Genomic DNA, 14,212 nt, shown 5'->3' with positions numbered 1-14,212 from the left:
CGTTGTATTAAGGCAATGTAAAATTGCTTGCTTTTGTTGGTTAAGCCTGCTTACCTTTATCCGCACAAAGATGAAACAGGTTGTCCTTATAAACGCAGATATTGATAAAACGCCCATTACCCGGGCGCTTATCAACGCTTACCGTGCCGGCGCAGACCGCGCTAATGCTGCTTTAAAGGAAATCACTATTGCTGATCTGAAATTTAACCCGAACAAACCATTACTAAATAAACTAACCGAAGGGCAGCCAGATTTAGCCGAGGTAATAGCCACCATACGCTGGAGCCACCATATAGTTGTGTTTTGCCCGGTGTATAAGAGTTCCATCAACTTTAAAATTAAAGGGTTTTTTGACCGTATTTTTTTACCCGACCAAGTCTTCATCATCCGTAACCCGGCTTTTAGTAATGACTTTAGCGGCCGTTCGGCCCGGATAGTTTCCATATTAGATGAGGCTGCCTGGCAAGATTGGCAAATAAATCAGCGTACCACTTACCTTCCTATAAAGCGTACCATACTCGAAAAATGCCGTATCAAGCCTGTGCAAACTAATACTATTGGCCATTTACACTCCCTGCAAAACCCATACGCGCAAAAGTGGTTAAACAAGCTGGAAAGCTTCGGTGAAAAATTAATTTAGCTAACAATAAAGTAATTTTTATTTTCCTTAAACAATATATAAGATATATTGTAGTTAATATTGAGAGTGCCGCTTATAAATAAGGCACTTAAATATTATTAACCTTAGAAATTTATCGTTATGGCTTTCAAAGCAAGATTAAATTTTTCGGGCAGGGAGTACGATGTGCTAAACTGCTCTTATGCCTTAAACCGTGATGTTGACTCAAAGGGGCGCCCTGCTTCAGGAGTTTACGGTGGAACCATCGACATTGAAGTAGAATCAACCGAAGATACATCGGTGGTTGAAGCTATGGTGAACAACCAGTACAAGCCTATTGTAGGTAGTTTGCTGATCAAAAAGTCTGAAGAGGATGCAAAGATGAAGGAGCTTACTTTTGAAGACGGGTATATTGTAAAATATGCCGAAGGCTTAAACATCACCGGCGATACCCCGATGACTTACAAATTCACTATATCGGCCCGTAAAATTAAACTGGGTAATGCCGAGCATGTGAACGACTGGCCAGGTAGGGCATAAGTTTTCTGCATAGAGAACATTAAGAGCAGGCTTATATTGGCAAATGCTTAATATAGTTTGCGTATTGTTTAATCTTTAATTTTAAAAACATGGCTTTTAAAGCAAGAATTAATATAGGCTCAAAGGAGTTTGATGTACTGCAGTGCAGTTTTGCACTCAGCCGTGATGTTGATGCCAAAGGACGGCCGTCATCGGGTGTTTACGGCGGAACAGTACAGGTAGAAGTAGAATCGACTGAAGATACTTCTGTAATTGAATCAATGGTTAACAACCAGTATAAACCGCTGAGCGGCACCATTACCTTCAAAAAATCAGAAGAAGATGCCAAAATGAAAGAATTATCTTTCGAAGACGGTTATATTATTCAATATAATGAAGGTTTGTCTGTTGTAGGCAATGCGCCTATGTCACTAAGTTTTGTGATTTCTGCACGCCGACTAAAAGTTGGCAATGCCGATCATGAAAATGACTGGCCTAAATAAAATTATAGCATAAGCCCTTGAGGCAATGAAATACCAGATACGGAGAGGAATACGCAAGTATCTTCTCCGTTTTTTTTGCTGTTTACTCCGATTACTTATGAAGATTAAAAAGCGTATCGTTAGTCATACACCTCCTACTGTTCAAAAGAAAAAGTCAAACATACCCACCGCTATGGAGTATGTGAATCTTTTTAATACCTGCGTAATTAATAAAGACAAGCTGCTGGCTGTTGACAAAATAATTGACGAAAAAGTGGTGGTGAACAGACAGCGTTACGAAGGTGTTTCGCAAATGGTAAAAGGCGGTAATACTGCGCAAGTTTCAGCTCAACCTCTCTTTCAATCTGCACACGTACCGTTTAATAACCGATTTGCGTCCTATGCCAAAGCAGCCTGGGAGCAATCTCCGGTGAGGGAAGATTTATTTGGGCGTTCGGTTACTGAGGTATTGCAGCCGGGGCAACAAAGCAAATACTTAAAGCCCGGCTTTGCCGACAACAGCAGTAGCTTTGGCATGAACCGCGATTTTTTTGCGATGGCTGCAAATTTTAACAGCGCAGGTGTGCCTTGGTACTTCATTGCTTGTGTACACTACCTGGAATGTAGCTTTGATTTTAAAAAGCATTTGCACAACGGCGATCCGCTTACCGGTTATACTGTGCACGTTCCTGCGCACAGGCCAAAAGTTGGACATGCGCCTCCCTTTACTTTTGAAGAAAGCGCAGTAGATGCATTAAAGCTGATGAAATATGACCAGGTAACTAACTGGAGCCTGCCATTTATATTGCAAAAACTGGAAGGATACAACGGATTTGGTTACAACCGTAAAGGTGTGCATACGCCTTATTTATGGAGCTATTCAAACCACTATGTTAAAGGCAAATATGTAAAGGATGGCGTTTTTGATGCAGAGGCCGTATCACAACAACTAGGTGCAGGTGTAATTTTAAAACGCATGGAACAACGTGCGCTAATTAGTATCCCACGAAACTAAAATGGTTATCAAGAAGTATATCTTGTTGTGGAGCACGTTAACATTGCATGTTTTAACGGGTTGTAAACCTGCTCCGGGGCAGCGTAATGAGCTTAAACAGTCGGTTACTCCAAAAGTAAATGTTGCAGCTCAGTCACAGCAACCGGTAATTGATAACGATGAGCCGCTTTTCAGGCAGTTCTTGGCACAGTTCAAATTTGCTGTGAAGCAAAAGGATAAAGCCGCATTATCTAACATGTTATATTATCCTTTGCAAACCAGTCCGCAGTGGAGTAACACTGATTTGCAAAGCTCGACAAGCAACTATCAAGACGGTTTGTTAAGTAAAAAAGAACTGCCTTTATACATGGCAGATATTTTTTCGGGTGATGTGACGCGTTTGGTTCCTGCAAGTACAGAGGATGATTTATCAGTTATTGATGCACACAGTAATGAAGATTATTATCTCAGGCTACGGCAGGTGACAGACAAAGGCACCTCGTTATATGAGTTGCAAAAACAATATGTACAGGATAACGGTAAAGAAACATCATTTGGCTTTGTATTTGGTAAGGTAAAAGGAACATATAAAATATTAAGCTATTACACACCCTGGCCGCTAAAGGGTTAACCCAAAACCTTGATTATGGAAAACAAGATCAGCGTTGAAATTAATATTGAAGGTACCCCCATCGCTCACTTTTCGAGTTTTGTATTAAACCAGCGGTTTAATGAGCATCACTCGTTTGAGCTACGCCTCAATCACGATCAGATTGAGGGCACGAACAACGTTACGCTCGAAAAATCGAAAACCTTTATTGGGAAAAATATTACTGTACAGTTTGGAAATTTTTTGGGTAAAGAAAATCAGTTTACTGGCAAAGTAACCCGTGTGGAAATATCACAAAGTCATGGTTTTCAAGGCGATATTCTAATCAGTGGTTTCAGCCCGTCTATATTGATAGACCGTGGCCCGGATTTAGGATCCTACCTTAATAAAAGCCTTACTACTATATTGCAACAGGCTACCGCCGATGCCCCGCAGAACGACCTAAACTTTCAGGTTAAACCAACCTATACCTCTCCTATAGATTATATGATTCAATACCGCGAAAGCGATTTTGAATTTATCAATCGCTTATCGGCCGAGTATCATGAATGGTTTTACTATGACGGTACCAAGTTAAATTTTGGTAAGCCTGACAAACTGGAAGAAGTGGACCTGGTTTATGGACGTGATCTGCATAGCTTGCAATACGGTATGCAGATAGCACCGCTCAAATATCAGAAGTTTGCTTACCATTCGCCGCAAGACCAGGTTTTTAGTGCACAGCCAGCTGCGGCCTCATCGTCTTCGCCAGATTTGTCTCATGTGGTTTCAGCATCTGATCAGGTCTTTAGCAAACGCTATAATGAGCCGCTTAACGTTCGTATCAATTCACAAAAGGAGATAGACACATTTGTTAATGATGAACATAATGCGCTTGTATCAGAGTTGCTGAACATCATGGGTAACGGCGATAACCCACAAGTGGGGTTAGGCAAAGTAGTTAATATTAGCACCAGTATGCGTGCCGAAACCGGCTTTCAGGTGCAAGATTTTGGAAAGTTTTTGGTAACCGCAGTTTATCATCAGTTGGATGGCGTAGGCCATTATCAAAATACATTTGAAGGCGTATCGGCCAGCAGTGAAAAGCTAAATGTAAAGCAGGCGCAGAAACCATTTGCTGATATGCAACTGGCAACTGTGCTGGATAACGACGATCCGAAAAAACAGGGACGGGTAAAAGTGAAGTTTAAATGGCAGTGTACCAGTAACGACCCTACCGAATGGTTACGGGTAGTAAGTCCCGATGCTGGCAGTAGCGATAAAGTAAACACAAATAGGGGATTTGTTTTTGTTCCGGAAAAGGATGACCAGGTTTTAGTGGCTTTTGAAGAAGGTAATATCGCCAGGCCTATTGTGATTGGTAGTATGTTTAGTGGTAAAACCGGTATTGGCGGCGGCGTAGGCAACAACGGTAAAAGCCTGATTTCAAAAAGTGGGCATATGCTCAGATTGGATGATTCGGCAGGTATTACTTTTATTGATAAAAGTAAATTAAACCATATTGAAATTGATGGCAACAACACAATAACCATTACTGCCGACCAAACCATAAAGCTGGTTACCGGCGAGAGTTCGATTACACTTAATAGTAACGGAACTATTGACCTTGTAGGCCAAGTGATTAATATACAGGGTAAACAGGCTATCAATGCTAACGCCTGCGATATGCCCGGCAACGCGGTTAACATGGGCACTTACGGCACAACCGCCATTGCTATTGAGAGCCAAAACAAAACCGTTACTATTGCAGGCGCCTTAACGGTATTTTCAAATACAACAATAAGTACTACCGCTAATGGCAAGCATACCATTACTGGAAATCAGGTAGACATTAATTGATTTTAACATGAGCAGATTGCGCTTTTTTGAAGATTCACAACCCACTGAAACGGGCAGTAAAAATCCTGTTTTTGTTCCGTCTGGTCAGGAAAAAAATGACGATGGTTTAGATGATAATTATAAATTATCGGCCCGTTACCGGTGTGAGCAATTTAATACCACTAAAGTAGAAGATCATATTACTTTTCACTGTGATACCAAAAAGCAGTACTTACTTAAACTTACACCCGGCCGTAAAGCACAGGTTGTGCTTGAGCAATATTTGTATAAAGTAAACCCACCGGCGCTAAAAGATGCTATTGCTGCTACAGAAAAGTTAGAGTTTGATAAGGAAAACGTTGCATTTGGCTTACATGCCGATAACTCCATAAAAAGTGTCAATAATTTTGCTGCCTTGCAGCAAAAATGGAACCAGTTCAAGCCCGAACTTATTAATTCAGAACTTTACAGAACAATAGGACGCACCAATCCGGCTGCCGCAGAGGGGCTTATTCAAGGCGGTGATTTAGAATTTGGAACTGAAGATGTTTTACTTAAAACATATGATAAATCATTGTTTTACCATACCATTTTTAATGATTTTGATCCCGAAAAAGATAGGGAAAGCAAGCAGCAGCTCGAATTTAATTCGCAAATATTTGTTAATGTACCATTAGAGCTTGAATTAACACATGGTGTAATTAACGATAGCGAGCGTACCACCGAAGTAATGACCGTAGGTAAGTTAAACAAAGGCAAGCTTAACGAAGACACTTTAATACAACAATACAATCAGTTTTACAAGCCTATCATCGAGTACGATTTTACCGAATACATTTTCGAGTACATTATAAGGCGTACAGTTGATAAAAATTCAGGTTTAATTTTAAGTGCAACCGTTCAGTTAAAAGAGGCTGTTAAATATAATTATGAATTTGTTACGCAGTTTGACCTCAAAAAGCTGGAAGACTAGCTTGTAGTGTAACAATATAATACCGTGAATATGCAACAGCAACCTGAAATAAAAAAGTTTCAGTTCAATAATGTGGTAACATTTCCTTATTACATCAATTATGTAATGGGATTTTTCATTGGCTTGCCCCTGCTTTTTTTATATGGAGAATATGGAATGAGGTATCTTGGTATTTGGGGACTTATACTGGTTTTTTTGATAGTAGGGTTAACAGTTATGGGGATTACTAAAGCATCATCCAAAAACTTGTTGTTATACTTTGACAAAGAGGCGCTTTATATCGTTGAAAACCATAAACCCCCGCAAAAAATAATGAAAGACAGTATTGACGGGGTTTACAGTTATGATTACAATCGTATTGAAAAATCTTTCATTTCATTACAAATTAAATTTAAGACCGGTAAAAATATCTCTATCACTGATATGGATACAAGTGAGAAAGTAGACCAGCAAAAAGCCTTATTGATGAGTGATTTTTTAACTACGTTAAAAAAAGAAATGGGGTTTGAATTTATAAAGAAGAATACGGGGCGCAGCTTACAAAAGCTGGGTGCCTGTTGGTATTCAAGGCCGCAGTAAGCAACTGCTTTTAAACAAATATATGGTTCACCATAAAGTATAATATTATGAGCGTTTCTTATATTCCCAAAAACGTATATGCAGTATGTACCTTTCAAACAGATAATGCACCCCGTATGTTTGTTGATACGCGAGCTAAAATCAGCGTATTTTATAGCCAAGGGCAGCGTACGCTATTAACTATTGAGGATAGGAATATTAATGAAGAATTTCCTTGCAAAAGCCCTAAAAACGCCATGTGGAGTTTTCTTGCTTTTGGTGCAGGCTTAATTGTGGGCGCTTTCTTGCTCTCCAACCCGGTAGGGTGGGTTATAGCACTTGGAGTAGGCTCCATGATAGTGGGTGGTTATTATGCAACGCAAATTAATCATAAATGTACTGGTGCTTTGGGTAACGGGCATTGGGCACTGGAGCATCCTAAGGTAAGATTTAATCAGGAACGGGCAATAACCCACAATTCTATGTTGGTATGTGATGCTGGCGGGGTATTGTCCCCCATTTTTAGCCTAGATGTAGCTAACCGCTATGCGCAATCAATTTCCGATAACAATGCTGGTGAAATTTTCTTTAACACCATTGCTTCATTTTTTGGAGGAGCGGGTGCAGTATTGGCTTTTAGCGGAGCTACTGCAGGGGTAGTAGGTATGGCTAAGCTGGGTGGTATAGCAAAAACAATAGGCTGGATGGGTGGAACAATGGCATTTGTTGCAGCGGGCACTTATGGCCAGCGTGAGGTTTTAAGAAGTAATTTGGCCCCGGGCAATGAACACTACACCCGCCTGAATGAGGTAGATGCTAACAATCCGGTACCTGGTTATGTACCAAATCCGCTTGGAGCTACGCCGGGCGATTTAGGCAGTCCCGACATCTTAGAAGTAGACGCCAAATCAGGATGGTTTGCTAAAGATCAGGAGGGTAGAACTGTTGTTGTTTTCAATGGACGGCAATATGTTAAAGATGTGCAAGGTAACTACCGCGAGTTTAAGGAAAGTACAAAACTTGCCAGCGATTTAAAGAAAATTGAAGGGATACCCCCACGCGAACTGCATAAAAATGAAATAGCTCGTCAAATCACAAAGGACATCAGGCAGGGCAGGTATAACGAAAGTATGGTAAAACTGTCTAGAGACGGTAACCAGGTAGTACGTCCAAGAGACTTAATCCGTGTATTGCCTGATGCGCGTGCCGTAAAAATTAACAGTTTTAGAACATTAGGTCAGCTGGGTGTAAAAGGAGGAGGACTAATTGCATTTGTGTTTCCGTTTGTGGCTACCCGATTTTCTGAGCAGGCACGTGCCGAGTTAGCATCGGCTATGGCCGAAGACATGAACAATGGTATAAACGTAACCTGTGACCAGTAAAAAGGTACCGTCCTGTATCAATACGCCTGCAATAACTATTAATCATTGCAAGGAGCATCTACTTGAGCAGACTAATGTCTTAATAACGAAAGCTAAAGGCTACGGAACGCTGATGCCAAAGCGTATTTCGGACATGAATTGTGTCCGACATAGCTTTTGTTTAATATAAATAGCTTCACATCCCACTTTACTGATCCGAAGTTGATTTATATAACGCTTCAGTACCTCTTTAGCGATGTTTTTATAGAACAGATAGCTTAAAAATGCGTGCGGCCAATTAATACTGAATTTCGACACTTTAGTTACCTCTATGCGTATAAGCAGACAAAATACTGCATGGACGTAGACAGGTCCACAGCAATTCAAAAGAGACCTATTATAAACTTATTTAGAAACTCGTTGATTATAGTATATGTATTGGGGTTAGAGCCCGAAGCTTTCCTTGTTCTAAGCAATACAAAGTGGCCCTTCTATGATTTAGTTTTGTAACAGTATTATTGATATGGCTGACGAGTTCGACTTTTATCCGCTTACTTTTGCAAAGAAAGAAAAAGCCTCAAATTGATAATATTTGGGGCTTTTTGTTTATCATTATATCTGCTTGAGGTATAGTGATAGGTACAAAAAGCCATTAAGGTACACCAGCTTTGTCTTTTTAAGTAACTGTATATCAATGTTTAAAGCTAGTTCTCTGATTTTGCAATTCTTAATCATTGAAACCAAGTGGTACACAACACTCACATCCTGTTTTCTCTAAATAAAATTTGGAATATTTTTAAGAAGGTTTTAGCCGGGCAGCCGGTGCTGTGGCTGGTGTTGTCAATGAACTTTTATTGGGTTTACAATCTTTAGGCCGGGGCTTCATCCAACTAATTTAGTTGTGCAGTTTACCAATGCCTTTCCGTTATTAATGATTAAAATAGCGACACTTTATTATGATGACCAACTTGATTGATAGCCTACAAAGAATAATCGCGCTAAGTCCGGAAGAAAAAGAAACCGTCACTTCTTTATTCAAGGAAAAGAGTTACAAAAAAGGAGATTTCTTCTTAGCAGAAGGACAGGTTTGTAAACAGGTGGGGTTTGTTACTAAGGGGCTATTGCGATACTACATCAACCACGATGGAGAAGATAAAACATACGACTTTGCACAGGAAAATAACTTTGTTTGCAACTATGAAAGTTTTCTGCCGCAAATCTCATCTACAAAAAACATCCAAGCGTTAGAGGACTGTGAAATGCTACAGATCTCATTTACCGACTTACAACTGTTTTATCAATCTGTGAGCGGAGCCGAGCGGTTTGGCCGGGTAGTAATTGAACAGGTTTTTGTACAAACCCTGCAAGACTTGAGTTCGTTCTATACAGACACACCAGAGCTTCGCTATGAAAAATTTCTGAAAAGGCACCCAGGCTTGCTACAAAGAATCTCGCAATATCATATTGCATCGTATGTAGGCGTAAAGCCGCAATCTCTCAGCCGTATCCGCAAAAGAATTTTCACAGAAAAATGATTTGTTAACCCAGGTGCATGAATGCCGGATTTGGGTTAGGGAACTTTGTGTCATCATTTAAAACAAATAATCATGACACAAAGAATTTTTATTGCAATCGCATTCCTCACAGGGTTGGGAATGATTTTTATCGGAACCAGGTTCCTTTTGGCGCCCGAAACAGCAGAAGCCGGTTACGGCATACACTTTAACGAGCACGCCGACTACTCTTTCCATTACATTAAAGGTATCCGTGATGTGTTTTCAGGTTTAGTAATTTGCCTGCTTATCTTAACTAAGCAAACCAAAGCATTAGGTATTACGCTGGCGGCAGGACCCATTATCCCTGTCACCGATATGCTGATCGTATTAAGCAAAAGTTATAATGGCATCCCTCAAGCTATCCCTCATATAGCCGCCATTATCGTTTGCGCCGCTGCCGGAACTATCTTATTAAGCCATAAATCCTCAAACAAATAAAACCTTAACCAAAGCTATATGAAAACGCAAGGATACATCAAGCTAATCAGTTCAGCAGATACTCATAAAGAAAGTGTGATTGAATTTAACATCATTCCAAACGAAAAGACGCCATGGCATTATCACACGCTTTTTGCAGAGACTTTTGAAGTGCTACAGGGTACGTTGGAAGTAGGACTGAACAACCGGGTGCATCAGTTAAAAGCAGGTGACAGGGTAACGATCAAGCCTAACGAGAAACACTACTTTCACAACGTATCAACTGATAATTGTTTAATAAAAGTAACAGTAAGCCCGGGCAATAAAAACTTTGAAAATGCGCTGCTGATATCAAAAGGACTGGCAAAAGATGGCCTGGCCAGTGCGGCAGGAACACCCAAAAAACTTGCTGACCTTGCTTTGTTCGTTTACTTAAACAAATCTAAAATGGTAAGTCTACAAAAGATCGCAGCACCTCTTTTTAATTATCTTGCTAAGAGGGCCATTAAGAAAGGACGGTTAAAAGAATTAGAATTGAAATATTGCAGCTAAAAAAATCATGAGTCTGATCAACCCGTTATGTGATTCACAGGCATAGCCTTAATACAAGTTTAATCATTCAACCCATGAAGCCACCGGTGCTAAACGCATCGGGGCTTTTTCCCTTCGTTAGCAGATAATCAATCAAGATTCGCAAACACTTTGGCAGGTCTTGGTTCGTTCGTCAAGGATGCCTGCATTTGCCAGGCCTTCCTTTTCAATTTGTTTCTTGCCCCAATGATGCAAATGCGCTATAAAAGGAATCAACTCTTTACCTGTTTCGCTAAGTGAATACTCCACTTTGGGCGGCACCTCGTGGTACATTTTGCGGATAATCAGTTTATCTTCTTCCAGTTCCCGCAGGGTTTGGGTAAGCATTTTAGTGGTAATATCAGGTAAGGTCCGGTTCAGCTCACCGTAGCGTAAAACCCTTTTCATATCTAAATACCACAAAATGCGTGCTTTGTATTTGCCGCCAATGCGCTTAAAGGCGTAATCAACCGCACAAAGCTGTGTCGCTTCAGTCACTTTAGATTTATTTTTCATTTCAAAATTATTGTAAAAGGCTGTTAATCAGTAATACATACTTTTAGGTACATAAGATACAAAAAAGTACATACTTGCCAAATATATACAAATCGGATAGTATTGCAGCACATTAGATTACACTGTCAAGTCCTAAGCAAGGCTTGGTATTTATTCACATACAACAAATACATACGATGAAAGAGCTTGAAAATACATCAGACCATAATGCAAGCAAACGAATGATGAAAGCAGTAAGACTGCACGAATATGGCGGCCCCGAAGTATTGCGCTATGAGGACGCACCCGTTCCTGAACTGAAGCCCGGTGAAGTGCTCGTGCGCGTTCATGCAGTTGGACTTAATCCGCCAGACTGGTATCTGCGCGACGGTTATAAATCACTGCCACCCGAATGGAGACCTCAAGTACCTTTCCCCATTATTTTAGGCACAGACATTTCGGGCATTGTTGAAGCGGTGGCAGATGAGGTTGAAGGTTTTTCTATTGGTGATGAAGTGTATTCGATGGTTCGCTTCTTTAGCGTTGGCGAAAGCAGTGCCTATGCCGAGTATGTTAGCGTACCTGCATCAGAACTGGCACTGAAACCTGCCGGTATTGATCATATCCATGCTGTCGGAGCGCCAATGTCCCTGCTTACAGCATGGCAATACCTGGTCGAGGTGGGGCACGATGCACCCAACCCCCTTCAGCCCAACAAGCATCAGCCTGTACCACTTGAGGGCAAGCGGGTGCTGATTAACGGAGCTGCAGGCGGTGTAGGGCACTTTTCGGTCCAGATTGCCAAGCTGAAAGGTGCACATGTAATTGCCGTGGCATCAGGCAAGAATGAAGCGCTGCTGCGCGAACTTGGTGCTGATGAATTTATAGACTACACCCAAACGCCTCTCGAAGATGTGGCCCAGGACCTGGATTTGGTATTGGACGCTTTGGGTGGCCCCACTACCGGCCGCTTTTTGCGCACGCTTAAGCGTGGTGGTGCTCTGTTCCCCGTGTTCCCTTTGGGTTTTGAAGGTACCGATGAAGCTAAAAAGCTCGGCATTACGGTTTCAGCCACACAGGTTCGCTCAAACGGGGCGCAGCTTGCGGAGCTGGCTCACTTGCTTGACAGTGGAACGATCCGCGTGGTAGTGGATAGCACGTATGCGCTTGCCAATGCGCGCCAGGCGCATGAACGGGCCGAGAAAGGTCACATTCAAGGCAAAATAGTGCTTACTGTTGCCTGAATGATTCAGTATAAACAAGTTTAACATACAGGCTTTCCCGATCATGGGATGGCCTGTATGTTATTAAATGGTGGATAAGAAAGATTAGAAGATAGAATTGCACCTAGGATAAAAGCGGATTCAATACTGTAAAAACTAACAACATAGGTTTCAAAACTTAATAATCACTTAATGCAAAATTGAAATAATTGCTACAGCACCCGCATACTTTTGTAGCGATATGTCACACTCAATTGAAGTATACACCGCCCAATGGTTAAACGGAGATGAGCGCGCCTATAAAGGTGTGTTTGACCATTATTACCCTAAATTGTATGCCGCGGGTTACCGCATGCGTAAAAACAGCGAGGAGTGCGAGGAATTGGCTATGAATGTACTGTTAAAAATATGGCAGCATAAAACAGGTATTCAAAATATCATAAATCTGGAAGGTTACCTCTACGGCATGCTAAGGCAGGAAATTAGCCGTATGGTGAGAAAGAAGATTTTTAAAACGCAAGAGTTGAGTGTGGTAGAAGAACACCAATGTTTAACCACAGTTGACAGTCAGTTTAATCTTAAAGAATTACAACTTAGGTATGAAGTTGCACTATCAAAAATACCAGCTAAAAGGCTGGAGATTTTTTTGCTTAGTCGTGATCAGGGCTATACCTATCAGGAAATTAGTCAGCTGCAAAACATCTCCAGCAATACCGTGCGCAATCACATTGCTTCGGCCCTTAAACTCTTAAAAACCGAGCTGCACGAATACTCAGATATTTTCCCGCTATTTATTCTAATTGCTGTTTTAAAGCGCTAAGGCCTGTTTTTCTTTGCCGGCGTTAAGCGGGTGTTAAGTCCATATCAAGTTTTTTATTGTCATAGTACATCCCTGATACTTTGGGCTTCTTACCTGTAGAATGCCCAACAGAATAAAGAAACCCTCAAAGCAAGCACTCATAAATTATTTTAATGGGAATAGCTTGGCCGATGAACATAAGGCTATAGAAGTCTACCTGGCGATGGAAGCAGATACAGCTTATGTAGAGCAGTGTTTGAAAGAAGCCATGGCTGATACAGATGCTGATATTTTGCCGTTAAGCCGCGAGCAACAAGAGCAGACATGGCAAAAGTTTGATACCCTGCTATCTCATCAGACGGCCAAATTACAACCTAAGCATAGCCGTAACTGGATGGCTTATGCAGCGGCTATAACGGTGTTCATGTTATCGGCTACGTTTGCTGTTTACTTTAAGCAGCCGCCAAGCCTGCTGCAATCAGCAGTGGTTTACCAACGTATTGAGGCAGGGTATGGCAAAATAGATCGTATCACGCTTCCGGACAGTAGCCGTTTGTCATTGTTTCCAGGAACGGTAATAGATATACCAAGTGATTTTAATGCAACAAACCGGAAAGTATTTTTAACTGGCCGCGCCTACTTTGAGGTTGCCCATAATAAACAAAAACCTTTTTATGTACTCACCTCAAAAGTAACCACCCGAGTACTGGGTACCTCGTTTGAAGTTAACGCAGCCAAAAGAGCAAGCACGGCATCTGTATTATTACGCACCGGCCGGGTATGCGTACGTAGTAAAAAATTTAAACAATTAGCTATTCTGCACCCGGGCCAAAAGGTCACTTTTCAGGAGGTTACAGGTAATTATACGATGGAGCGGGTACAACCCGATCAGCTACTGAACTGGGTAGATGGTGAGTTGGCGTTTGACCAAACCAGTTTTGCCCAAATCTGTAAAGAACTCGAAAAATGGTATAACATTACCATTAGCGTTCAAAGCAAGCCATTACTAAGCAAGAAAATTACTGCTGATTTTAAAGGTCAATCATTACCACAAGTGCTTGATATTCTTTCGGCAACTGCCGGCTTTAAGTACAAAACAGGAAAAAACAGCATTCATATCTATTAACGAAGGAGGGCATGAACCAATAGTTTACTCATTAAAAACCGCCCTGCGTTAACAGGGCGGCAATCCAATCAGCTGATGAGCATCAGCTAAAA

The 14,212-nt window shown here is 41.2% G+C and carries 16 protein-coding genes; 15 read left to right on the top strand and 1 reads right to left on the bottom strand.

Features of this window, described 5'->3' with window-relative positions; all coding sequences use genetic code 11:
* The first annotated feature begins 70 nt into the window (after positions 1–70).
* The 12 genes from ABDD95_RS22995 to ABDD95_RS22940 all read left to right on the top strand — a co-directional run bounded on the left by ABDD95_RS22995 (position 71) and on the right by ABDD95_RS22940 (position 10,459).
* Positions 71–640 (top strand): NAD(P)H-dependent oxidoreductase, encoded by a 570-nt coding sequence (locus tag ABDD95_RS22995; protein ID WP_345949711.1) that lies wholly within the window; start codon positions 71–73, stop codon positions 638–640.
* Between the two features lie 120 nt (positions 641–760).
* Positions 761–1,159 (top strand): type VI secretion system tube protein TssD, encoded by a 399-nt coding sequence (gene tssD, locus ABDD95_RS22990; protein WP_345949710.1) that lies wholly within the window; start codon positions 761–763, stop codon positions 1,157–1,159.
* A gap of 89 nt (positions 1,160–1,248) precedes the next feature.
* On the top strand, positions 1,249–1,641 hold the full coding sequence (tssD, locus tag ABDD95_RS22985) for a type VI secretion system tube protein TssD (protein ID WP_345949709.1): 393 nt from the start codon (positions 1,249–1,251) through the stop codon (positions 1,639–1,641).
* A gap of 97 nt (positions 1,642–1,738) precedes the next feature.
* Complete coding sequence (locus ABDD95_RS22980; protein WP_345949708.1) at positions 1,739–2,635, top strand: hypothetical protein; 897 nt, start codon at positions 1,739–1,741, stop codon at positions 2,633–2,635.
* 1 nt (position 2,636) lies between these two features.
* Positions 2,637–3,245, top strand: a complete 609-nt coding sequence (locus ABDD95_RS22975; RefSeq protein ID WP_345949707.1) for a hypothetical protein — start codon at positions 2,637–2,639, stop codon at positions 3,243–3,245.
* A 15-nt stretch (positions 3,246–3,260) separates the two neighbouring features.
* Positions 3,261–5,063 (top strand): phage baseplate assembly protein V, encoded by a 1,803-nt coding sequence (locus ABDD95_RS22970; RefSeq protein ID WP_345949706.1) that lies wholly within the window; start codon positions 3,261–3,263, stop codon positions 5,061–5,063.
* 7 nt (positions 5,064–5,070) lie between these two features.
* Positions 5,071–6,015, top strand: a complete 945-nt coding sequence (locus ABDD95_RS22965; protein WP_345949705.1) for a hypothetical protein — start codon at positions 5,071–5,073, stop codon at positions 6,013–6,015.
* Positions 6,016–6,045: 30 nt separating this feature from the next.
* Entirely contained in the window at positions 6,046–6,594 is a 549-nt protein-coding gene (locus ABDD95_RS22960; RefSeq protein ID WP_345949704.1) for a hypothetical protein, read from the top strand.
* Between the two features lie 47 nt (positions 6,595–6,641).
* Positions 6,642–7,955: a hypothetical protein gene (locus ABDD95_RS22955; protein ID WP_345949703.1), complete on the top strand. Its 1,314-nt coding sequence runs from the start codon at positions 6,642–6,644 to the stop codon at positions 7,953–7,955.
* Positions 7,956–8,890: 935 nt separating this feature from the next.
* Positions 8,891–9,469: a Crp/Fnr family transcriptional regulator gene (locus ABDD95_RS22950; RefSeq protein ID WP_345949702.1), complete on the top strand. Its 579-nt coding sequence runs from the start codon at positions 8,891–8,893 to the stop codon at positions 9,467–9,469.
* Between the two features lie 72 nt (positions 9,470–9,541).
* Positions 9,542–9,928: a DUF4267 domain-containing protein gene (locus ABDD95_RS22945; protein ID WP_345949701.1), complete on the top strand. Its 387-nt coding sequence runs from the start codon at positions 9,542–9,544 to the stop codon at positions 9,926–9,928.
* Positions 9,929–9,946: 18 nt separating this feature from the next.
* The gene (locus ABDD95_RS22940) at positions 9,947–10,459 is read left to right on the top strand and encodes a cupin domain-containing protein (protein WP_345949700.1); all 513 of its coding nucleotides are present in this window, start codon (positions 9,947–9,949) and stop codon (positions 10,457–10,459) included.
* A gap of 132 nt (positions 10,460–10,591) precedes the next feature.
* Here ABDD95_RS22940 and ABDD95_RS22935 read toward each other — a convergent pair whose 3' ends face one another.
* A complete protein-coding gene (locus ABDD95_RS22935) occupies positions 10,592–10,993 on the bottom strand; it encodes a winged helix-turn-helix transcriptional regulator (RefSeq protein WP_345949699.1) in 402 nt (133 codons plus the stop codon).
* A gap of 176 nt (positions 10,994–11,169) precedes the next feature.
* Here ABDD95_RS22935 and ABDD95_RS22930 point away from each other — a divergent pair, with 176 nt between their 5' ends.
* From ABDD95_RS22930 to ABDD95_RS22920, 3 genes are all read left to right on the top strand, one after another.
* Positions 11,170–12,216, top strand: coding sequence for an NADP-dependent oxidoreductase (locus ABDD95_RS22930; RefSeq protein ID WP_345949698.1), 1,047 nt, complete (start codon positions 11,170–11,172; stop codon positions 12,214–12,216).
* Between the two features lie 220 nt (positions 12,217–12,436).
* A complete protein-coding gene (locus ABDD95_RS22925; RefSeq protein ID WP_345949697.1) occupies positions 12,437–13,015 on the top strand; it encodes a sigma-70 family RNA polymerase sigma factor in 579 nt (192 codons plus the stop codon).
* Positions 13,016–13,115: 100 nt separating this feature from the next.
* The gene (locus ABDD95_RS22920; RefSeq protein WP_345949696.1) at positions 13,116–14,120 is read left to right on the top strand and encodes a FecR domain-containing protein; all 1,005 of its coding nucleotides are present in this window, start codon (positions 13,116–13,118) and stop codon (positions 14,118–14,120) included.
* The last annotated feature ends 92 nt before the right edge of the window (positions 14,121–14,212 follow it).

Source organism: Mucilaginibacter sp. PAMB04274 (assembly GCF_039634385.2).
Taxonomy (GTDB): domain Bacteria; phylum Bacteroidota; class Bacteroidia; order Sphingobacteriales; family Sphingobacteriaceae; genus Mucilaginibacter.
This window is presented reverse-complemented; position numbering and strand designations above follow the sequence as displayed.